16 protein-coding genes are annotated in these 21,526 nt (G+C 42.7%); 7 read left to right on the top strand and 9 right to left on the bottom strand.

Annotated elements, in window-relative coordinates; translation table 11 throughout:
• Positions 1–134 precede the first annotated feature (134 nt).
• The 3 genes from NPE20_RS01060 to NPE20_RS01050 all read right to left on the bottom strand — a co-directional run bounded on the left by NPE20_RS01060 (position 135) and on the right by NPE20_RS01050 (position 3,388).
• Positions 135–719, bottom strand: coding sequence for an RNA polymerase sigma factor (locus NPE20_RS01060; protein ID WP_256536737.1), 585 nt, complete (start codon positions 717–719; stop codon positions 135–137).
• A gap of 172 nt (positions 720–891) precedes the next feature.
• Positions 892–1,662, bottom strand: a complete 771-nt coding sequence (locus NPE20_RS01055; RefSeq protein WP_256536736.1) for an SDR family NAD(P)-dependent oxidoreductase — start codon at positions 1,660–1,662, stop codon at positions 892–894.
• Positions 1,663–1,672: 10 nt separating this feature from the next.
• Entirely contained in the window at positions 1,673–3,388 is a 1,716-nt protein-coding gene (locus NPE20_RS01050) for an IlvD/Edd family dehydratase (RefSeq protein ID WP_256536735.1), read from the bottom strand.
• A gap of 342 nt (positions 3,389–3,730) precedes the next feature.
• On the opposite strand from NPE20_RS01050, the gene NPE20_RS01045 reads away from it, so the two are divergent.
• The 4 genes from NPE20_RS01045 (at position 3,731) to NPE20_RS01030 (ending at position 10,470) form a co-directional block, all read left to right on the top strand.
• Positions 3,731–6,856: a SusC/RagA family TonB-linked outer membrane protein gene (locus tag NPE20_RS01045; RefSeq protein ID WP_256536734.1), complete on the top strand. Its 3,126-nt coding sequence runs from the start codon at positions 3,731–3,733 to the stop codon at positions 6,854–6,856.
• 9 nt (positions 6,857–6,865) lie between these two features.
• Positions 6,866–8,440: a SusD/RagB family nutrient-binding outer membrane lipoprotein gene (locus NPE20_RS01040; protein WP_256536733.1), complete on the top strand. Its 1,575-nt coding sequence runs from the start codon at positions 6,866–6,868 to the stop codon at positions 8,438–8,440.
• A gap of 13 nt (positions 8,441–8,453) precedes the next feature.
• The gene (locus NPE20_RS01035) at positions 8,454–9,368 is read left to right on the top strand and encodes a DUF4397 domain-containing protein (RefSeq protein WP_256536732.1); all 915 of its coding nucleotides are present in this window, start codon (positions 8,454–8,456) and stop codon (positions 9,366–9,368) included.
• Positions 9,369–9,483: 115 nt separating this feature from the next.
• Complete coding sequence (locus NPE20_RS01030; RefSeq protein WP_256536731.1) at positions 9,484–10,470, top strand: 3-keto-disaccharide hydrolase; 987 nt, start codon at positions 9,484–9,486, stop codon at positions 10,468–10,470.
• A 131-nt stretch (positions 10,471–10,601) separates the two neighbouring features.
• On the opposite strand, the gene NPE20_RS01025 is transcribed toward NPE20_RS01030, so the two are convergent.
• Positions 10,602–13,274 (bottom strand): glycoside hydrolase family 2 protein, encoded by a 2,673-nt coding sequence (locus tag NPE20_RS01025; protein ID WP_256536730.1) that lies wholly within the window; start codon positions 13,272–13,274, stop codon positions 10,602–10,604.
• A 199-nt stretch (positions 13,275–13,473) separates the two neighbouring features.
• Here NPE20_RS01025 and NPE20_RS01020 point away from each other — a divergent pair, with 199 nt between their 5' ends.
• Both NPE20_RS01020 and NPE20_RS01015 read left to right on the top strand, forming a co-directional pair.
• On the top strand, positions 13,474–13,695 hold the full coding sequence (locus NPE20_RS01020; protein ID WP_256536729.1) for a DUF6965 family protein: 222 nt from the start codon (positions 13,474–13,476) through the stop codon (positions 13,693–13,695).
• A 133-nt stretch (positions 13,696–13,828) separates the two neighbouring features.
• On the top strand, positions 13,829–14,071 hold the full coding sequence (locus tag NPE20_RS01015) for a hypothetical protein (protein WP_256536728.1): 243 nt from the start codon (positions 13,829–13,831) through the stop codon (positions 14,069–14,071).
• A gap of 57 nt (positions 14,072–14,128) precedes the next feature.
• Here the strand turns inward: NPE20_RS01015 and NPE20_RS01010 are convergent, their stop codons facing one another.
• The 4 genes from NPE20_RS01010 to NPE20_RS00995 all read right to left on the bottom strand — a co-directional run bounded on the left by NPE20_RS01010 (position 14,129) and on the right by NPE20_RS00995 (position 20,190).
• Complete coding sequence (locus NPE20_RS01010; protein WP_256536727.1) at positions 14,129–15,397, bottom strand: Hsp70 family protein; 1,269 nt, start codon at positions 15,395–15,397, stop codon at positions 14,129–14,131.
• 196 nt (positions 15,398–15,593) lie between these two features.
• Positions 15,594–18,161, bottom strand: a complete 2,568-nt coding sequence (locus tag NPE20_RS01005; protein ID WP_256536726.1) for a BamA/TamA family outer membrane protein — start codon at positions 18,159–18,161, stop codon at positions 15,594–15,596.
• 252 nt (positions 18,162–18,413) lie between these two features.
• Positions 18,414–18,785 (bottom strand): glyoxalase superfamily protein, encoded by a 372-nt coding sequence (locus NPE20_RS01000; RefSeq protein ID WP_256536725.1) that lies wholly within the window; start codon positions 18,783–18,785, stop codon positions 18,414–18,416.
• Between the two features lie 100 nt (positions 18,786–18,885).
• Complete coding sequence (locus tag NPE20_RS00995) at positions 18,886–20,190, bottom strand: glucosidase family protein (RefSeq protein ID WP_256536724.1); 1,305 nt, start codon at positions 20,188–20,190, stop codon at positions 18,886–18,888.
• A 335-nt stretch (positions 20,191–20,525) separates the two neighbouring features.
• Here NPE20_RS00995 and NPE20_RS00990 point away from each other — a divergent pair, with 335 nt between their 5' ends.
• The gene (locus NPE20_RS00990; protein ID WP_256536723.1) at positions 20,526–20,657 is read left to right on the top strand and encodes a hypothetical protein; all 132 of its coding nucleotides are present in this window, start codon (positions 20,526–20,528) and stop codon (positions 20,655–20,657) included.
• On the opposite strand, the gene NPE20_RS00985 is transcribed toward NPE20_RS00990, so the two are convergent.
• The gene (locus tag NPE20_RS00985) at positions 20,642–21,463 is read right to left on the bottom strand and encodes a class I SAM-dependent methyltransferase (protein ID WP_256536722.1); all 822 of its coding nucleotides are present in this window, start codon (positions 21,461–21,463) and stop codon (positions 20,642–20,644) included. The genes NPE20_RS00990 and NPE20_RS00985 overlap by 16 nt on opposite strands.
• Positions 21,464–21,526: the final 63 nt, after the last annotated feature.

Here is a 21,526-nt window from a genome sequence, read left to right as displayed (position 1 = left end):
ACTGTTTATATTGGTTTATAATTATATAATATTCCAAAACAGTTAAATATTACCCCTCTTAAACCTAAAAATTTGACCTTTTTTAGATTTAATTACATAACTACTTGATTAACAGATATTTTGTTTAAAAGAAATTAACGCCAAAACATCAAAAGAACCACTAACCACTCGGAACGGAAGTTTTTATAAGCTTTTTGTAACAGGTTATGTACCGATTGTTTGCTAATTTCCATGATCTGGGCGATGCTATCAAAATCGAGGCCTTCATAAAACCGCAGGTACATTATTTCGCGCTGGCGCGGCGGTAAGGTGTTAAGCACCTGCCTGATCTTATTGGAAAGCTCCAAATTTTCCAGATCAGTTATCATTTTAGTTTCAATATTAAATTCAACCAGGAACTCATAATTTTCGTCGAGCGGTTCGCCCATGTTCCATTTAGATTGCTCCCTGAAAATACGGAGACGCACAGCCTTAAACAGGTACCATTTCACTGCCGGCGTGGGGCTGATCCTTTCCTTTCGGTTCCAAAGCTCTAAAAACACATCCTGCACACAATCCTTCAAAAAATCCTTATCCTGGCAAATACGGAAGCCGTAGTTGAAAACTACTTTTGAATACTTTTTAATGAGCTGGGTATACGCAACTTCGTCACCAGCCCTAAACAGATCCCATAGTTCGGAATCATCAGGAGCGGTTAAAAAGTTATGTTCGAGTCCCATTTAGGAATGTTTATTTTAAGAGCAAAATTAAAGTAATTTGATTTTTTAATTATGATATAATTAGCGATTACAAATGTGCCTAAATATTTCAAAATATATTAAAATACTGCTTGTCTTTACAGGAAAAATCGTCATCAATAATTAAGAGTTGCCGCAGTAGTACCAAACATCTTTATTTAAGTCCGTTGGGTAAAACACTCACAGACGTCCACCCACCATCTATAAGCAAACTTTGCCCCGTAATTTGCCTCGCCTCATCAGATACCAGGAACAAGGCAGCGTTTGCAATATCTGCCACATAGGAGGGGCGCCCCATTGGTGTTATTTCAGACCAAATACGTTCATAATCGGCTTCTTCCATGGTGCGCTCGGTAAGTGTGGCGCCCGGCGCAACCGTGTTTACAGTAATTTTATATTGCGATAACTCTATCACAAGGTTTTTGGCGAGCATTTCTAACGCGGCCTTCGTCATGGCGTAAGCAGCCAGGTTTTTAAGCGCCTGGTGGCCCACAGCAGATGAGGTAAAGAGTATCGACCCACCGTTTCCCTGCTGCTTCATTTGCTTCGCCGCGGCCTGTGCCAAGAAGAATGAGCCGCCTAAATTTATATCCATCACTTTTGAAAATGATTCCGGGCTGTAGGTAAAGAAATCTCCAAATAGTGTTACACCCGCATTGGCAATTACAATATCTATGCTACCGTAAAGCTCAACCGCAGTATTTACCATCTTATTTATAAAATACAGATCGCTGGAATCACCAGCCATTGCTAAACAATTACCCCCGTTATTTTCATTAATAGCGGCCCCGGCCTTTTTTGCCAACTCTGCATCAAGGTCATTTAAGATCACCGTTGCCCCTTTTTCTGAAAGCATCCTGCATATTTCGAAGCCTATGCCCTGCCCTGCCCCTGTTACTATAGCTACTTTGTTTTTAAAGCTCATTATCAATTACTTAATGTGAATCTCTTAATACTTTACTTCCCGAGCCACCTACCAAAAAATCCATATCAGCACCCAGGTGCGCTTGCTGAACATGGTCGGTATAAAGCTTTACATAGCCACGGCCTGTAATTTCATTTTGAGGTATATATTGTTTTTTTCTTTCGGCAAGCTCTTCGGGCGTAATGGCAACGTTTAACGACCTGCCGGCCACGTCCAGCGTAATTACATCGCCGGTTCTTATCATGGCGAAGTTACCACCCATTGCCGCTTCCGGCGATACATGCAGTATAACGGTTCCAAACCCCGTTCCACTCATTCTTCCGTCTGATATCCGTACCATGTCTTGTACACCCTTCTCCAATATTTTTTTGGGGAGACCCATATTGCCCACTTCCGGCATACCGGGGTATCCCCTTGGGCCAACATTTTTTAAAACCAAAACGCTGGTTTCATCAACCTCCAGATCATCGGTATCTATACGGGCTTTAAAGTCTTCTATGTTTTCAAATACAACAGCCTTACCGATATGCTGCATCAAATGCGGGCTTGCTGCCGATGGCTTAATAACCGCGCCGTTCTCGCATAAGTTCCCTGTTAAAATGGCAAGCCCTGTAGCCGTATTAAATGGCGCATCAACAGTAGTAATTACCTCGCTGTTATAGCCTATGGCTTTGCTGTAATTGGCTGCTATGGTTTGCCCGTTTGCCGTTATACAATCACGGTGAAGGATGCCATCCAGCGCTTTTAAAACAACCGGCAGCCCCCCGGCGTAAAACAAATCCTCCATAAAATACTTACCCGATGGTTGAAGATTAGCTATCAGCGGGATATTCTTCGACAGAGCGTCAAAGTCTTTTAACTCCAACTGTACGCCAATCCTGCCGGCAATAGCCAATAAGTGGATCACAAAATTTGTTGAACCACCAATGGCAGCGTTTACCTTTATGGCATTTTCAAAAGCTTTTCTTGTTAAGATATCTGATAATTTCAGGTCCTCTTTAACCATTTGCACTATGCGCAAGCCGGATAGCTGCGCCAAAACCTTGCGCCTGGAATCTGCTGCGGGTATAGCGGCATTGCCGGGTAACGAAAGACCAAGCGACTCCACCATACAGGCCATAGATGAAGCTGTGCCCATAACGGCGCAATGCCCATGGCTGCGGCACATTGCGGCTTCTATCGTTAATAATTCTTCTTCCAGTATTTTACCTGTACGAACATCGTCATGATAGCGCCAAATATCGCTGGTACCAAGCTGTTGCCCCCGGTGATTCCCCGTTAGCATTGGCCCACCGGATACAACGATAGTAGGGATATCAACGCTGCACGCACCCATCACTAATGAAGGGGTAGTTTTATCACAGCCACACAACAGCACTACACCATCCAACGGGTTTGCCCGGATAGATTCTTCCACATCCATGCTGGCCAGGTTACGGTATAACATGGCGGTAGGCTTCATCAACGTTTCGCCTAATGACATAACCGGAAACTCCACAGGGAAACCGCCCGCTTCTAAAATGCCGCGTTTTACCGATTCTGACAGTTCGCGAAAATGAGCGTTACAGGGTGTTAACTCGCTCCAGGTATTGCAAATGCCGATAACCGGCTTGTTTTCAAATTCGTAATCGGGGATGCCCTGGTTTTTCATCCAGGCACGGTAAATAAACCCATCCTTACCTTTGCGGCCAAACCATGCCCGGCTTCTTAATTCCTTTTCTGCCATTTTAATATTATTGTTTCACATATCCGGAATTGCGCCCGGCTGTAATTCGGCCTAATAACTGTCTAATTGGTTTTATAATTATGATGCTGTAACGGGTTGGTCGCCTAATTTACAGCATCGGCTACAATGTAAATATATTCATCAATTTTTTGACTTTACAATTCCTTAAACATTCAATACCATACCAACCCAATACCCCAACTTATATCTATACCAATGTAACAATATTGTTGCTCACCCTGTAAATTTCATCTAAAGAAATATCATGGGTATTTTATATTGTTAATTAATAATTGTTTCCCTACATTCACTTTTATATCACATTCACCTTAAAATTATTGTATGAAGAAACATCTACTTATCTTTCTTCTGTTGGTTAATTGTTGTGCCAGTCAGGTAATGGCACAAACCCGAACAATTACCGGAACAGTCACCTCAGCCGCCGATAATCTTACCATACCCGGTGCAACCGTCAGGATCAAAGGAACTACTACCGCAGTAAGTACTGATGGCAATGGCAAGTACTCCATTAATGCCGCTACCGGCCAGGTATTGGTCTATTCCTTTATTGGCAACACTACGGCTGAACGTACAGTAGGCGATCAAAGCGCTATTGATGTAATATTACAAACTGATGTAAGAAGCCTGCAAGAGGTTTCTATCACCACAGGGTTCGGTGTAAAGCAGGATAAACGCGATCTTACCTCCTCTGTCCAGGTGATAAAAGGATCGGCGGTACAAGCCACACAGCGCGAAAATTTTGTCACTGCCCTGGCCGGCCGCGTAGCGGGTGCCAATATTACCAGCACAAGCGGCCAACCAGGAGCTTCTGCCTCTATTGTATTGCGTGGTATCACTTCTATTGGTGCAAGCAACCAGCCCTTGTTTGTTATTGACGGCATCCGTGTTAATAACGAGGCATTAAGCCAAAGTGCATTGGCATCTAACGGTGATAACCGCCGGCAAGATTTCACTAACCGTATAGCCGATATAAATCCGGATGATATTGAAACCATCACGGTGCTAAAAGGCGCGGATGCGGCAGCTGTTTATGGCTCGGATGCAGCAGGTGGCGCTATCGTTATAACCACAAAAAAAGGTACAAGTGGCAATGGTGCATTAACTTACGACAATAACTTCAGCTTTGCCAAGGCCTACCGTTTCCCAAAAGTGCAAAACGTATTCGGCCCGGGCTCGTCAGGTAATCTCGATCCTTTGGTTAGGACCGCCTTTGGCCCTGCCTATGCCCCCGGTACCACAACATATGATAACCTGCAGAATATTTTTCAAACGGGCTTTAGCCAACAGCATAACCTTGCTCTTGAAGGCGGTAGCGATAAGGCAACCTATCGTATATCATCAGAGTACAGGCATACAGGCGGTGTTCTTCCGGTAGCTTATAATGATAAAATATCACTAAGGTTTGCCGGATCAGCAAAATTAAGTTCTAAACTAAGCAGCAGCGCCAGCTTTAACTATTTTAATATAGATAACCGTAAGCTAAACAAAGGTAACTCGGGTACTTATATCAATGCGCTGGCATGGCCAACCAACGATGATGTGCGCAACTATCTTAACCCGGATGGCAGCCGTAGAACATTGCTGCCACCCAAACTAACGAATGTTGTTACCGATGCTACTATAGATTTTGATAACCCTTTGTGGGATGCGAATAAAAACATCAGCCGGGATAAAACTAACCGCATGGTAGCCAATGTCGACCTGTCTTTTGATGCTGCAAGCTGGCTTAACTTAAGGGCGCTTGTTGGTGTCGATTTTTATACCACCAATGGTAATAACCTACTTAGTCAGTATAGCTCCTCTTATCAAAACTCACCTTTAAACAGTTTTGCAGCTACCAATGGTATTGCCACCGGCGGTATCATTGATAATTATAACGACAACAATCTGCTTACTAACGGATCGTTGTTCGCTACTGTAAAAAAGACCTTCGGCGATTTCCGGACAACTCTTGCCCTGGGTGCGGAAATATTTGATAACCGCGACCAGATAAATGGTTTCTACGGAGAGAAGTTCCTGCAGCCCGATTTTAACACGATAAACAACACTACACCAACCACGCAGCGCAACTCGAGCAACTTCTTCGAGACCCGCCGCATTGGTCAGATAGCTCGTTTAGGGATCGTTTACAAAGAGATGATCACCATTAATGCAACCGGGAGGCAGGATTATTCATCCCGTTTATCCGGAACTGCAAATAACACCTTCTTCTACCCTTCTTTTGGCGCGGGTTTTATTTTTACCGAGTTGCCAGGGTTAAAGGATAACAAGATCTTATCTTATGGTAAACTAAGGTTCTCATACGCCGGTGTGGGTAAAGACCCATATGCCCCGTACAAAATTAAATCGAGCGTTATACAGCAGGGCACAACAGGTGGTGGTTTTGCTTATGATGTTACCGGAAACAACCCTAACCTGCGTCCGGAAAAAGATTACCAGCTGGATTTTGGCGCAGAGCTACAATTCTTCCAGGGCCGCTTAGGTGCCGATATCAGCTTTTACCAGTACCGCGCTACAGACCAGATCTTCGACCCGAGGATCAGCTATGCATCAGGATATATCCTGGAGTTTGTTAACGGCGGAGAGATAAGAAACCGTGGTATCGAGGCACAACTGACCGGCGTGCCCATTAAAACAACCGACTTTAACTGGAGCACATTTATAAACTTTACCCTAAACCGGGGTAAGGTGATCAACCTTGGGGACCTTCCGGAGTTTTATAATTCCGATACCTGGATCTACGCTAACGCGCGCGCCAGTTTATTCCCGGGCAGTAGTTTAACAAATATTGCCACCTATACCTATGCACGTAACAACAAAGGCCAGATATTGGTAGATCCATCAAGCGGTTTACCCATTTCAAACAACGCCTTTGTTACCTCGGGCGATCGGCAACCAGACTTCACCATCGGCTTTGGCAATAACTTCACATACAAATCTCTAAACCTGTCCTTCCTGTTTGATATCCGCAAAGGCGGCGATGTATTTAACGCAAATGAATTATTCCTTACCCGTTATGGTTTAAGCGCCCGTACCCTTGACAGGATGCAGCCACGTATTATACCCGGCGTGTTAAAAGATGGCAACGAAAACAGCGCTACGCCAACCGCGAACACCATCCAGGTAACACCATACTATCAAACTACCTATTATTCAAGCGCCGTTGAATCAGATTTTGTTGAGCACGACGTAAACTGGGTAAGATTGAGGGATGTTACACTTAACTATTCCCTTCCTAAAACTTTACTGGCGCGCTCAAAAGTATTTAAGACCGCCAGTGTGTTTGTTACCGCAACAGATCTGTTCCTGATAACCAATTACTCTGGTGCCGACCCTGATGTTAACGGTAACAATTCATCAACACGAGGCTCCGGATCAGCCGGCTTTGATTACGGAACGGTTGCTACACCGCGCACCATTTCTTTAGGTTTAAGAGTAAAATTATAAGCAGACACCATGAAAAAGATCATATATATATTTACGGCACTGCTTACCATAGGCATTGCCAGTAGTTGTAAAAAATTCGTCGATATAAACGATAACCCAAATGCGCCAACCAGTGTTGATGCAAGCACGCTATTACCACCAATGCTGGCCGGTATGGCCCGGGGTAACTGGTATGACAGCCGTTATATTGGCCAGTACGTGCAAATATGGGGCGCCCCCACAGCCCTTAACGTGTGGGATCAGGAAGGATATATCCCCGGTAGTGACTCGGGTGGCGAAATGTGGCGCACGGTTTATTTTAGCCTTGGCCAAAACGTGAACCTGATGATGCAGGATGCCATAGCGGGTAAAAAATATGATTACATTGGTGTAGGATGGGCATTAAGGGCCTGGGGATGGCAGAACGGGGCCGATGAGTACAACAACATGGTTATAAAGGAAGCGTATGACCCTACAAAACTCACCTTTAATTACGATAGCCCAGATTACGTTTACGCAGAAGTGGTTAAAGATTGCCAGACAGCCCTTAACTATCTTAACCTTGCCATAAATACGAATGGTAACACTTCCGCCTCATTAGCAAAAGGCGATTATATGTATTATGGCGACCTGCTTAAGTGGCGGAAATTTGTTTATGCCATACTTGCGCAAAACACGCTGCATTTAAGTAATAAATCGACATTCAATGCAGATCTGGTTAAGAAATATGTTGATAGTTCGTTTGTAAGCAATGCCGATAATGCTAGTGTACAGTGCACCGGCTCACAATCAGGCGATGCTAACTTCTGGGGGCCAACACGTGGTAATATCCCAAGTTTCCGCCAGTCAGACTACATCGTGAAACTATTAGATGGCAGGATATTGGCAAGCGCTACCGAGCAGGATACCCTTGCAGACCCACGCTTACCGCTTTTGCTTGCGCGAAGTAAAGACAGGGCTTTCCGTGGTGTTGTAGCGCCGCTTGGGGATCCTAATACGGCCGATGCAAACATATCTATACCTGCCATGGCGGGTGCAACCACAGCTAACTCGGGCACACCATCTGCAAAATACATCTTCAATGACAATTCCAGAGGAGTGCTCATGACCTACTCCGAGTTACAGTTTTTTGTTTCGGAAACGTTATTTAAGAAGGGCGACCTTCAAGGGGCATATACGACTTATATCAATGGTGTAAAAGGGGCGCTTGATTTTGTGAGCAACCCACCAATAGGCAGTTCATTAACCGGAACCCAAAAATACATTTCGCAAACTGCAATTGATAGTTATTTAGCGGGTCCGTCTGTTCGTCAAAATGCGGCCGCATTGCAACTGAGCGACATTCTTCAACAAAAGTTCATTTCCCTGTTTGTTTGGGGCGCACCCGAGGCATGGTCTGATATGCGCAGATATGACTATAGTACGAGCATTTTTCAGGGATATGTTATCCCCACTACCATTTATCCGGATAATGCAGGCAAACAAGTATATCGGTTGCGCCCAAGATACAATTCTGAGTATATCTGGAATGTGCCGGCCCTTAAGTTAATAGGCGCGCTTGATGCGGATTATCACACTAAAAAACCATGGTTTGTATTACCTTAAGCATTTAACGGACATGAAAAAATTAATATATATAGCGTGCAGCCTGCTATTGTTAATGGCGGGTTGTACCAAAACCAAAATAACGCAGGTAGGCGATCTAACTACCGGTACACAAATAAAACTGATACACGTTGCTCCCGGAGTACCTGCCGTTGACGGCTATGTGAATGGTACAAAGGTTTCAGCAACTACCACCTATTCTGTAACTGATAATAACCTCATTACAGCGGTAACTACCGGCTTTGGTTATTTATCGGTGTTCCCGGCTAACAATTACGTATCTGTACCATCCGGCAGTACTGCAATAAAATTTATCGCGGCTACCCCATCCCCGGTATTAAAAAGCGCGCAGACCATTGCACCGGCTACTGTTATTGGCGAGGTTACACAAAGCAGCGCCGATGGTTCGGCCTACTCTGCATTTTTAATGGGCCTGCCCGGGGCAACAACAAATGGGTTAACCGTGAAAGTAGTGGAAGATAAATTCCCTGCTCCCATCGCTAATAAGGCATTTATTAGGTTTGCTAATACAGTACCTAATGGCGGAGCGGTAGATTTGAATGGTACCTTTACTTTAGCAGGAGGCACAGCTACAACACTACCCATTATCAGCAATATAAGTTACGGAACAGTAACAGACTTTGTACCTGTAGACGTTAACCAGGCAAGCACAACTAACTACAAGTTTCAAATGGTTATAGCGGGCACCACAACCACTTTTGGAACAATTACTGCCGATATACCGTTAGCTCCGGGCAGGTACTACACCGTAATTGGCCGTGGTTTGGCTGCTGATTACGCGGTTCCGGGTACTGATATAACCTTAAAAGGTACTACAAGGCCAACAAAGCCGGTAGGCGACCCAACAACTACAGCGCCCGAAATTTATTACAACGCGCCGGGCATTACCTATTATACAAATAAGTAAACTAGAACAGCCACCAAAGCGGTGGCTGTTTCATTGCTATTGTATTAAATAACGGAGAACAATTCTCTTTGTATTGTTGATTTAGTTTGTAGATTTAACACTCATTTAACAACATATGAAAAAATTTCCGGTTTTTAGCAGCAAACGCATTTCGCGTTTTATAGGCTTGCAAATTGTTTTAACATTGTTCTTTTTTTCCGGGCTTAAAGCCTCGGTTAATAACCTTGTAATAGAGAAAGACCCTGCTGTTATAGGCAGATGGGACATCACTATTGAGAAGGATGGCAAAAACCTTCCTTCGTGGTTAGAGGTTCAAAAGTCGGGCACACATACGCTTATTGGCCGTTTTACCTACGCTTTCGGCAGCGCACGCCCTATTTCAGAAGTTAAGCCGAACGAGGGTAAATATAGTTTCTCTATCCCGCCGCAATGGGAAGAGGGAAAACGCAATATGGATTTTGAATTTGAGGTAACCGGCGATGCCCTAAAAGGCACCATGGTTTATACCGATGGTAAAACATACTCTTTCACCGGCGTTCGCGCACCCTCATTGGTCAGAACAAAACCAACCGTATGGGGAAAGCCTATTAAGTTGTTTAACGAAAAAGACACCAAAGGCTGGCATACTGATGGCAAGAACCAGTGGACAGTTGAAAATGGCATTTTGCGAAGCCTAAAATCGGGTGCTAACCTGATAAGCGATAAAAAGTTCAACGATTTCAAACTGCATATCGAGTTTCGTTACAAACAGGGCAGCAATAGCGGCGTATATCTAAGGGGTCGTTACGAGATACAAGTAATTGATACTAAAAATGGCGAACCAGAGCCTATTAATAACCAATTTAGTTCGGTTTATGGTTTCCTTCCACCCAATAAAATGATGGCAAAAAACCCCGGCGAATGGCAATCTTACGATATTACGCTTGTAGGCAGGTTGATCACCATTGTAGCCAACGGAACCATGGTTATATGCAAGCAAGAGATCCCCGGACTTACGGGAGGTGCTATTGACAGTAAAGAAGGCGAACCGGGCCCACTCCTTATTCAAGGCGACCATGGCCCTATAGATTACAGGAATATTATTATCACACCAGCTAAATAACCATTGCAGGTAAGCGCTCTAAAGAGATTTACCGCATCCCAAATAGCTAATAAGTAGAGCCGCATTAAACAATGCGGCTCTACTTATTAATGACCCTACCTATTCAAATACAGGGCTTTATAACTCAATAATCAGTTTTGAATTTTTATAGTTGTTTTAGCTGCTGAGTTCCAGCCATCAATTTCAATTGTCAAATTTTTACCGGTTGTAACCGGATATTCAACTATGATCTTTTTTTCGGCCCCGGGTAAAACCGAGATATAGTTATCAGTATAAAAGGCTGGTAATATTCTTTGTTTGGTATCCTGATCTATTAAAGATATTCTGTTGAAGAACGAAAGCATCTTTTGTTGTTTATTATTCAGTATAACCTCAATTTTTCCGGGTTTTATAAAGCGGGTTGTGCTTACCAGGCCATCAGCCTTCATATTTTGCAGACCTGAGAACTCTCCTTTGCTATCCGGTAGCCAATACAGGTTTTCACTTATTACACTTTTATCGGTATTTAATAGTTGCAGGGAAAGGAAACCACCCTCCTTTGCCGCCATTTCATCCATCGCCTTTTTTACTGACAAGATCTTTTTGGTTGACGAAGGCACAATGTCCACAAACACTTGGGTAAGCAGTTTTTCTTTCCCATCCATATCAAAAGTTTTAACAACAAGCATCATACTGCGTTTTGGTTTAAAGGTATTATTAGCCAGCGTCACCATACCGGTTACCGGGTTGCACATTACATGCAGAGGTTCGCTGCCATTATGAAGACCGTATAAACAAGCGTTGGGGTCAAGGTAATAATCATACATCTGGCCACGCATTGCGGTCCACGGGTTTTGCGTTTTCCAGATTATAAAACCGGTGTACCAGTCCCACATATGTGCTGTAAACCCTTCTGCAAGTCCACGATACTGATCATAGTTAACTAACTGTGCCTTGCGCGCAAAATCTTCTGCATTTTTGGCCTTGCCATATTTATTAATGCTGGTATCATAACCAATATATTTATGGTAAGCCCAAACACTATCCATTTTTGTTTTGTGAGTTTGTTCATCATAAACAGGCGCTATTTGGTTTTGCGCGGGGATAAATCTTTTTAATGATTCATAATCGCCCACCCCTACCGAGCCTATTTCTGAGTTAAAAGGATAAGTTTGATGTTCCCAAAAAACAGATAACGGCTGGATGCCATAAGGGCCGTCGCCGTTACCGCCCCAAACATTGCGCGACATTTCTTCGGAGTTGGAATAATCTACAAACCAGCGGGTATTATCCAACTTTGGTAAAATAGTATCCTTTAAAGCCACCAAAATATCTTCCGGCGGGGTTATTTCATTGCCACCGCACCAAATTGCTAGGGACGCATGATTACGGATCATTTTTATCTGATCCTCGGCAGATCGCAGGAATAAACGATGATTATTAGGATACTGCCTCCTGGTCCATTGGTCATCCAGCTTCATGGGGTCAATCCAACGGCCATTACAATCGCCAGATCCCCACAGGTCCTGGAAAACAAGCAATCCATATCTGTCACAAGCATCATAAAATTCGGGCCGTTCTATCATGGCACCGCCCCAAACCCTGATCAAGTTAAGGTTCATATCGTGGTGAAAGCGTACCTCGGCATCATAACGAAGATCTGACAGGCGCAGCATAGCGTCAGATATTATCCAGTTCCCTCCTTTAATAAATATTTTTTGCCCGTTAACAGCGATTTGCCGGCTACCGGTATGCTCGTTCCATTCGCTTTGTATTTCGCGCACCCCTACTTTTAGCGATTGCTGGTCTGAAACCGTTTTGCCGTTAATTACAAACTTCACCTTAACATCGTAAAGGTTTTGTGGGCCGTAACCATTCGGCCACCAAAGCTTCGGGTTTTTAAGTATATAATCGTTAAGTGTTACGGTTACTGTAGCATTAGGTTTTAAGGTAACGTTCTTTGATACGGCCGCACCTGCAATTTCATAATTTAATACACCCCTCACTATTTTCGCGGTAGGGTTGTTTACTTCTGCTTCAAATTTTATAGTTGCGGGCTGTTGAAAACCGTCAAACCGCCTTACTCCCGGAACTTTGGTAATTACATGAGTATCGGTTATACGCACCGGGCTAGTTTTCTTTATGGTTACTTTATCCCAAATGCCTGTATTCCTATCGCGCACGGGCTGTATCCAATCCCATCCGGCGGTATATTGCAAACCTACGTTACGCGCGATGGTACCATCGCCACCCTGGCCGCCGTTAGCGTTACCCAAAACATCGGGCGGATAAACCAAAATGGCTAATTTATTATGCCCGTTCTTAGCTACAAATGGTGTTATATTATAGGAAAAGCGTAAAAACATCCCCTTTTGGAGGGTTTTGTTCAGTTTATGACCATTCAAATAAATATCGCAGCTGTAATTAACCCCTCTTAAATTAAGATATACCTGGTTACCTGCAGTTGCAGGCAACTCATTAAATTCTTTAACAAACCAATAGGTATAATACTCCGCACCTGTTTTATAAATATCCGGGATCAGCTCGTTATTCATCCCATAAAATGGATCAGGAATTTTTTTATTGTTTAACAACGTTGTTAAAACCGTACCCGGTACGGTTGCAGGCATCCAGCTATTGCTGTTAAAAGAGGCACCGCTTAGCTGGTATCCATCTTGCTTTACATCTTTTATTGCAGCGCATTTCCAGCCGGTATTTAACTCGTAGCTATTTTGTGCATGCGCTGTAAACCTAACTGTAAGCAATACTGTCAGGGTGAATACTATTCTAAAATTTAGCTTATTGATGCGTAAAAGTTGCGGCATTTTCATGTAGTTGTTTAGCAATGATGTCAGAGCAAATCTATTTTAAAATTTCCTGACATTAAACACGCGAACCATTTTCTTAACTGTGTTTTGGTAATAGTTTTATGACAAACCTACCAAGGAAACATTAGTATCACTCTTTCATGTATTTTTTTACACAAGAGCATGCCGATATTGCAGCTTTATTTACCTTTACGCAATGACAGATGAAGAGATCATTACCTATTTTGAAGCAGCTATTTTACCCGAAACACTCCGTTTAGACCGGGCAACAACACAATTTAACGTAAAAGAATCTGTAAAGAGTAATATTAAACTCATGCTGGCAGATCCTAAAGATACGCATTCCCGGCACAGGTTAAATCGTATTGCAGAAGCTATTGAAACCCCTTACAACGGACCTGAAATACCACGTTTTTAGTATTAGGCAGAAGCATTAAAGTCGAGTTATTCTAATTGTCGGGTGTGTAAAAACGGGTGTATAAAAACGGGTGTATAAAAAAATACAAACAATTTCATTGATTATTGATTTTTATTTAAAAACAACAATCATCATGGCAAAGAATGAGAACGTATCAAAGATACACCGAAAGGGTAAGCCAAGTGGCAATGGCAAGGACAGTGAAGGCTTGAATGAAGCATTCGCAGGTACAGACCCAGAAACAGAAAATGAGATAAGGGCCGAATATATTGATGAACAAACTGGGGAGCCTGCAGACAATGTTGAAGTTAAGCACCATAACCGCCATTTGCACAAAGGCGAAGACCTAAAGAGTTTTAAAGATACTGAAGAGTAATGGTGAACTATGACAGTGGTATTTTGTTTATGCTTTAATCAAATTCGAGTTAACTACTTAATCCCTGAATAAATAACCACTATAAGCTAAACCTTTAGCCACGCTTTTGAAGTTATCTCCCGAATTTAACTTGACATGGGGAAACTTATTTTTAAACAGTTTTTGAATACTACCTACCATTGATGTACCGCCCGTTAAAAACAGGCTATCAATATCTTTTGGATCGATATGGTTTTTCAACATAAATTCGTCTAGGCAGTTGGCTATACGGGCTACGTCTTTTTCTATAATTTGTTCATAAGCAGATAAACGTATTTCTTCATCAATTCCGATACCCATTTTCTGATAGGTAAACATAGCTTTATCTGCATTTGTAAGCTCAATTTTTGCTTTTTCGATAGATTGAAATACCGAGTATCCCAAGTTATTATCAATGAGCGTGATGAGGTTTTTAAACTTCCTGTCGTTACCAGAAAAGTAATAGTAATCTTCTATATCTTTTTTAATACGCAGCCCGTTAAAAAAATTCATTTGTTCCCATGAGCAAATATTAGCAAAAAGCGATTTCGGTACAGTTAAAACCTTACCCGGAGTAGCTTCATATTGCGTGTGCTTGCCAAAATATGGTGTGCCTTTCTCCCACATAAAGGCAGAATCAAAACTATCACCACCAATATAGATCCCGGCAGTTGCCATCATGTCGTCTTTCCTGTCCTTACTGCCGGCTTTCTCTGGATCAAGTACTAAATAAGTAAAATCTGTAGTACCACCACCAAGATCGGCCACCAATACCTTTTCTTTTTTTGAGAGGGTCCTTTCATAAGCGAAAGCAGCGCCTATAGGTTCAAATTGAAAGCGAACATCTGTAAAACCCGCAAGTTCTGCCGCTTTGTTGAGCCGGGTTTGTGCTAAAGTATCTTTTTGTACATCGTCGTCATCAAAAAAGACCGGCCTTCCGATTATCGCTTTCCGGCAATCCTGCCCTATCAATTGATCCGCGCGATCTTTTAACTCCTTTAACAAGATGGCCACAAGATCCGAAGCGTTAAATTTCTTATTGTGAATGCGGGTTTCGGTGAAGCTGCTTTTTGGTAATATTTGTTTAACAGACTTGATGAAACGCCCTTTCATGTCATCGTCAAGGTAAGCTGCAATTGCTTCTTCGCCCACAACGTAATTTTTAGCATTTGCCACACTTGGCTGATGATAGAAATAAATAAGCGATGGAATAATGATAGTGCTATGTATTTCTTTTATTTCTTCGTCGTAAATAACCAAAGCAGAATTGGTGGTGCCAAAATCAATTCCGTATAAAAACCTACCCATAATATGCTGATAACAGTGAAAATTTAAAGGGCGGCGAAATTATTAAAAAATAGCATAGAAAGAAAACCGATGTTTGATGAATTGCGCCGGCATTATATAATTAAGAGTTAGATAAGAGTTAGATGGAATTAAAGGGACTTTGTTGATAAGCAGCTGTATTCAGCATTTATTCTTTGGGGTAGCTTACCTAAACAGGTTAAAACCGATATCCCAAAGAAATATAGTTAATGCGCCCCTCTGTTGAGAACCCTTGCGAAAACTGGATGAAAATTAATTCGGCAGGAACTACATAAACACCATAGCCATAACCGTCATGCCATTTGGATGATGATTCGTTTGGCACCCACACGCGGCCAACATCATTAAAGCCGGTAATGCCTACCGAACCGGGAAACAGATAAGAGTTAAAATCAAATAACTTTAAACGGACATCAAAATTATTATAGGCCATAGTGCGCCCTGTAAAACGCCAGCTATGAAAGCCGCGCAGGTTGTGCATGCCACCTAACTTTAATTGCTGATAATAAGCAGCATCGCCGACAGTGGTACCTACCCCGGTTTTGTTTGATATGACAAAGTCAGAACTCCCTGTTGGTTTTAAAAAAAAGGTGAACTCGGATAGTAACTGCCCAAAGCGGTCATTGCCTCTATTTAATTGTTGTAGGCCTGTTAAGGTGGTATGCCACAATACTCCTTTGCTAGGGCTATTGGCATTGTTACGTGTATCATAATCTGCACCGGCAACCAACCCCGCGTAAACCCTTGACGAGAAAACATCTTGCTGTGGGTTTGCAACAGCATAGGTATTTAAAAACTTGAGCATATTATTGTCCTGCGCGCTGGTATAATACTGCCCTGCAACACCCGCATTAAGGCGCAGCTTACTATATTGATGAGCCAAACGTACATCTGCATTTATCAGATCGTACCGGTTTCGGTAAAACTCAATTTCTTTATTTCCTCTATCTATAAACTGTGTTTCGTTACCTATGCCAAAAAAGTTGTTTACGCTGTTTGGCCCACGCGAAACCACATTAATATTCAAGTCGTTATTGCCAATAGCTCCTCTGTAGTCGGCCGCGTAGGTAATAAAAAAAGACTTCCGGGCCAGTGAATAGTCTATCAAAAGTTCGTGCTTGTAAGCATGCGGTTCTTTACGGAAACCATGTTTAACATAGCTAAAGCCCCCTACCAATGATACCCCGTAATCGTTATTGTACTGCCCCAGAATTATAGGCTCAAAACGGTCGAACCGGTAACTCTTCTTGTCGTAATTATTTACAGCGGTGTCTGTTGATAAGCGTAATTTCGCCTCAGACCTATCCGGTACAATATTCGTTTTATCCGAACGGTCATAAATGTAAAGGTTGCGTTTATTATCTACCGATGCAGCCACTTTGAAAGTATCCACATCACTCCCTCCTATCATACGGACTTTTATGGGAGATCTGCCTTCGCCTGTTACATTAAAAACATCCTTGCCATCAAACCCATAAAGTCTTATTTCTTTGGTGTCATTCGGCTCAAACTCCCGATGATAGATGATCTGTGCAAGGCTGTCGTTTTTAGTAACTTTGTTTATAGTAATGTTAAGCTTGCCGTTAGTTTCCTGCCGGATATCGAAATGCTCGCGTTTATCCGACAACGGCACCTCCACAATTTGCGCCAAAAAACGGTAGTATTCCAGGGCTTCAGTTGCAATGTTGTCTCTGCGGGCTTTCATCGTACTGATGAGCTGAGGCGCAGATAATTTATAAATATCGCCAGGGAGCCGCTTAAACGCGTCTTCAATAACTTTATCAGTCAGGTTGGCCTGTACGTAAGCAATTTGCTCTTTCCAATCGGTTTCGCTAAGCTGATTAAGAAAGTACCTGTCAAAATATTGTCCGCTTAAATTCCAGGCTTTGATATCCCTTATCTTACTGCTGTAAGGCTGAAAACGTGCTTTTAGCCATTGATGCGCAACTATCCACGGGAAAATACCCCCGGTTTTATAATACACCTGATCGCGGTCGCGGGGAATGGGAGTGTATACTGTACTCTTGCCTTTTTTATTTTTATTCCAGCGCCATTGGTCGTCGTGCCTGTCCCAATCGCCCAATATCATATCCAGCAGGCGGGCACGCAGCACCATTTTATAATCAAACCTAACATCGTTATCATCCCGAAGTTTCTCCTGCACTTTAGTTGTGTTATCCGTTTTGTCAGACTCCAGGGGCTCGTGCTCCTCAAATAAAAAAACATCGTTTGCAAAATCTTTGCGGTATTTACCCAATGCCGGATCATCCGGCACATAAACTATTTGAGGGTTGGCATGTAAAATATGCAGGGCATCAGCCAGCGGGGGTACGGTTAAGGCAGCAAAGGGATTTGCCGTTGATACCTGATCCTGTAGTATATCCCTGGCAACGCCTTGGCGCAAGTTGGGCGGCAGTACCCGCTCGGCATACTTTTGAATGGTCCGCAACACCCATTCCTGCCCGGATGGATCGCGCAGCCTAAGTGATTTGGTTTGCATACCGCCGCCTTTCTGGACAATAGTTAAACCACCTTTTTCGGTTTGCAGGTGAAATACTTTAATTTTAACAGGTACCGCCCAAAGCTTGCGATAGTTTTCGCCAAAAAATAACCGGCGCACCTTACCTACTTTATCATATTCGGGCGCTACTGCAATGGTTATGCTATCGTTTTTAATACTTTGCGCATGCAGTTGAGGCCTTATGAAAAGCAATATTAAACAAAACAGTATCTTAAAATATTTCATCAAAGCAGGGGTGGCTTGGCAGCTGATTTATTTTTTTTAAAGCCTTTGCTAATATAATAATAACTGTGGTTGATATATCATAAGTTAACACAGCTATAATACAGTAAGAAATCAGTTGCCGATGTACACAGAGCTTGTGATACGGGTGATCAATGGCGATAACAAAAATGTTTTTTTTAAATTCTTACATCCCGCCTAAATAATATTGAAAAGGATACGAAACGCAAAAGGATAGAAAAATAATAAGGAAATTTAGTTAATCAATTGGCAATAACGCAGCGTGTTACCGTCCGCATCAGTGACATAAAATTCCCGCCGTCCCCAAGTCTGATCGGTTGGCCCCTGGTGTACCGGTGAATTGGGCCTGCCGGAGGTGTCCAGGCCGCGGCTGAGAAATTTAGCGAATAACGCATCAACGTCAGCTACCCAAACATATACGACCGAGCCGAATAACTGCTCGCTTTCATGTGTGGTGATCTGCAGTTCCATTTCTTCATGGCCGAGGTCGACGACGGGTGAATCCGGGGTATCTTCCGGCCAGGTCATTACGAAATCCAGCACTTCGGTATAGTGCCGGATGGCCGCCCCCATATCCCGGACTTTGAATAAGGGAATAAATTGCATAATCCAATTTAAGAAAACCAATAATTATATTCACACTCTGTTCGATATTTTCCAAGCTTTTTTCTTTGTCCGCGTGGAAATGGTTCAGCTAATCGGGCAGTTACTTCTTCACTTGTTTATTTGCCCAATCTTTTAGTAACGTAATGGCGTCAAATAGAACACCTGCTTCACCTCTGAAATCACCTGAGCCTTTTGGCTTACCATTCTGTACATCATACCATTCAAAGAAACCTTTATGCAGAATGGTTCTTTTTATCATTGGCTTAAGTGCTTCGTAGGCATCTGCCTCCATGTGATACGGTAACAGGGCTTCAGCAATACGCCCACCAAACCATGTCCAGTCGCCCGCGTTCTGATAAATATAAGGATGCATATTCGGAAACTGCTCAGCCGGATATGGCGGATAAACGGTCATGCCGATAGTAGCGAACTTTTCTTTTGAAGCAGCCTCATTCATTTGACGATTAATTTGCCTTATCTCCGCCACTGTGTTAAACCCGGCTATGATCGCACAGATGGATCCTCCTGTATAAAGAATTTTATTTTCGTCAAAGTCCGGTTTAAAGGGGCTTCCATCTAAATAAATATGAGGCAGATATTTCTGGCTTTTGGCCGACCACAAATGTGATCTGACGCTGGTTTTAAGCCTGGCAGCAACAGCTGACCAATCCCTAGTAAAGGAATAACCTGCTGGTTTCATAGCCACCAGATCACGAAGGGCAATAGCAAACATGGCATTATCGTAAATATCAATCGCCCATTTTGTTTTGTTATTGATTGCCACTCCCCAGCCAGATTCTGGCTGAACATCTCCCCAATCGATGGTTGTCGCGCCTTTAACGAGTTGATATTTTTCAGACCAGCGGTCGTTAAGAATATATTGCACTGCATCCTCCATGCGTCTTATAACCGTTTTGCCATCTATCACTTCCATCAGGATCGAATTATCCCCGGTCGCATCGATATATTTTTTCACGGCCTGAACAAGTGAGGATTCCTGGTCGGTTTCCACCGTATTTTTATGAGCTGCCCAGGCAGGTAGTAATTTCGAATAACGATATTCATAACCGCCGTGTGCTTTTGACGTATCAACAAGGCCATCCACAATATTTCCATCATTGCCTTGTATCTTAAAAAACATAAGCAGAACATTTTTGACTGTACCTGGGTCGTGGGTTTTTAGGGAGCCGTTTATAAATGTAGTGAAGTCCCTTATCCAAACCTCATTATACGATGTACCTGCCGAAAATCCCTTAAGTAGCGTAAGTGCTCTTTTTTGTATGGTATCAAGTTTGGCGTCATTTAATATCTCGCGAGCAACCGACTGCTTGTTTAATGACTGACCACGAGCGGAGCCGTAAAAGATGGGAATACATAAAGCCAGTAGTATAAAGGATTTTTTCATTGGTAGGTATATTAAAAAAATTAGAATAACGGTATAATTGGTAATTTTTGAATATGTAATGTACAAACATAAATACATAAAAATAAAATTCAAAGCTGTATTGTTTTAATTGAATCTTAGGATATGTAATGCTAACCTGATGGCAATGGTAAGGATGTGAAAGACCGGATCATGCAATTATATCTGTCAGAAATAGCAACCGAATTTTTTGGCTCCAAATTTGAATATAAAGAATTGACATTTAATCCTTTGCACTATGCTATAATGTTTCAAATATCAGTTGTTCAAAGAATGAAAGCAAATGACAACGGCAATTCGGCTTATGGAATGCAAGTATGGAGTTAAATGAAAAAGGCTATTATTTCACCATCTTATTATTTGGCTTATTCGCGGTACAAAAAACGTCAGAGACAGAGCGAAGACCTTGCCGTTACGGACCTTTACTGATTGATTATTTACGGGCCTGACTGATTACAGCACTTATCGGAGCGATCATGGGGGCAGCGCCGAACTTTTCAGCCAGTTCTTTTTCAACCCTGATTTTTATTTCGTTTATGAAGGCAGCGTTACGCTTTTTGATCTCTTCATAAACAGGCCCCCACTCTACAAGACCATTTGCTGCTTCTTTTGCAGTTGGGCTGACAGAGAAGAGTCCAACTTTTTCAATTGATATTTCCACAAAACCGGCATCCTGTAATAATGATGTTATGACAGCTTCATCATGCATCGAGGTCGCAAGATTAGAAGATTCAGGCAATGGCTCTTCCAGGTATTGCTCGGCAATACATCTACAGGTATAGGATGCGGCATTATTCTCCAATTTATCCCAGGTGGTAAATAAAAACAAGCCGCCCGGTTTTAGTACCCGGCATACTTCTGCAAATGCCTTCGGCTTATCAGGAACAAACATATATGCGAAGCAACAAATAACCATGTCCATACTATTGTCGTCAAAAGGAAGTTGTTGGGCATCTATATTTTGCCAGTCAATATCAAGATGGCTTAACTTTTTTTTGGCTAAAGCCAGCATATTCCCGCTGATATCCGAAGCGATTAATTTTGCCGATGGTGGAATACGTTCCCGGATATGGCGGGTAACGCGGCCTGTTCCGGCAGCGATTTCCAGTACAATAGAATCGGGGGCGCAGTCAATCCTTTTTACAACTTCTATTGCATACGGCTCAAAGTATAACGGGCCAAAAAACTCATCATATTGAATGGCACTTTCCTGCGGAAAATCGGAAGAAGGACGTATAGATGGCGTATTGCTCATAAATTATTACCTCATATGCAAAAAAAAGGAACAGCGGTCAGCTCCGAACCGCAAGCCCATATC

Origin of the sequence: Mucilaginibacter aquariorum (assembly GCF_024498135.1) — a bacterium.
Lineage (GTDB): Bacteria > Bacteroidota > Bacteroidia > Sphingobacteriales > Sphingobacteriaceae > Mucilaginibacter > Mucilaginibacter aquariorum.
The sequence above is the reverse complement of the archived record's forward strand: the minus strand, read 5'-3'. Positions and strand labels throughout refer to the sequence as shown.

Excerpts from the sequence above, each read along its gene's own strand:
- NPE20_RS00985 (WP_256536722.1), bottom strand. The coding sequence starts at position 21,463 with ATGAGCAATACGCCATCTATACGTCCTTCTTCCGATTTTCCGCAGGAA.
- NPE20_RS01055 (WP_256536736.1), bottom strand. The coding sequence starts at position 1,662 with ATGAGCTTTAAAAACAAAGTAGCTATAGTAACAGGGGCAGGGCAGGGC.
- NPE20_RS01060 (WP_256536737.1), bottom strand. The coding sequence starts at position 719 with ATGGGACTCGAACATAACTTTTTAACCGCTCCTGATGATTCCGAACTA.
- NPE20_RS00995 (WP_256536724.1), bottom strand. The coding sequence starts at position 20,190 with ATGAAAAAATCCTTTATACTACTGGCTTTATGTATTCCCATCTTTTAC.
- NPE20_RS01025 (WP_256536730.1), bottom strand. The coding sequence starts at position 13,274 with ATGCCGCAACTTTTACGCATCAATAAGCTAAATTTTAGAATAGTATTC.
- NPE20_RS01030 (WP_256536731.1), top strand. The coding sequence starts at position 9,484 with ATGAAAAAATTTCCGGTTTTTAGCAGCAAACGCATTTCGCGTTTTATA.
- NPE20_RS01035 (WP_256536732.1), top strand. The coding sequence starts at position 8,454 with ATGAAAAAATTAATATATATAGCGTGCAGCCTGCTATTGTTAATGGCG.
- NPE20_RS01050 (WP_256536735.1), bottom strand. The coding sequence starts at position 3,388 with ATGGCAGAAAAGGAATTAAGAAGCCGGGCATGGTTTGGCCGCAAAGGT.
- NPE20_RS01015 (WP_256536728.1), top strand. The coding sequence starts at position 13,829 with ATGGCAAAGAATGAGAACGTATCAAAGATACACCGAAAGGGTAAGCCA.
- NPE20_RS01005 (WP_256536726.1), bottom strand. The coding sequence starts at position 18,161 with ATGAAATATTTTAAGATACTGTTTTGTTTAATATTGCTTTTCATAAGG.
- NPE20_RS01010 (WP_256536727.1), bottom strand. The coding sequence starts at position 15,397 with ATGGGTAGGTTTTTATACGGAATTGATTTTGGCACCACCAATTCTGCT.
- NPE20_RS01020 (WP_256536729.1), top strand. The coding sequence starts at position 13,474 with ATGACAGATGAAGAGATCATTACCTATTTTGAAGCAGCTATTTTACCC.
- NPE20_RS00990 (WP_256536723.1), top strand. The coding sequence starts at position 20,526 with ATGGAGTTAAATGAAAAAGGCTATTATTTCACCATCTTATTATTTGGC.
- NPE20_RS01000 (WP_256536725.1), bottom strand. The coding sequence starts at position 18,785 with ATGCAATTTATTCCCTTATTCAAAGTCCGGGATATGGGGGCGGCCATC.
- NPE20_RS01040 (WP_256536733.1), top strand. The coding sequence starts at position 6,866 with ATGAAAAAGATCATATATATATTTACGGCACTGCTTACCATAGGCATT.
- NPE20_RS01045 (WP_256536734.1), top strand. The coding sequence starts at position 3,731 with ATGAAGAAACATCTACTTATCTTTCTTCTGTTGGTTAATTGTTGTGCC.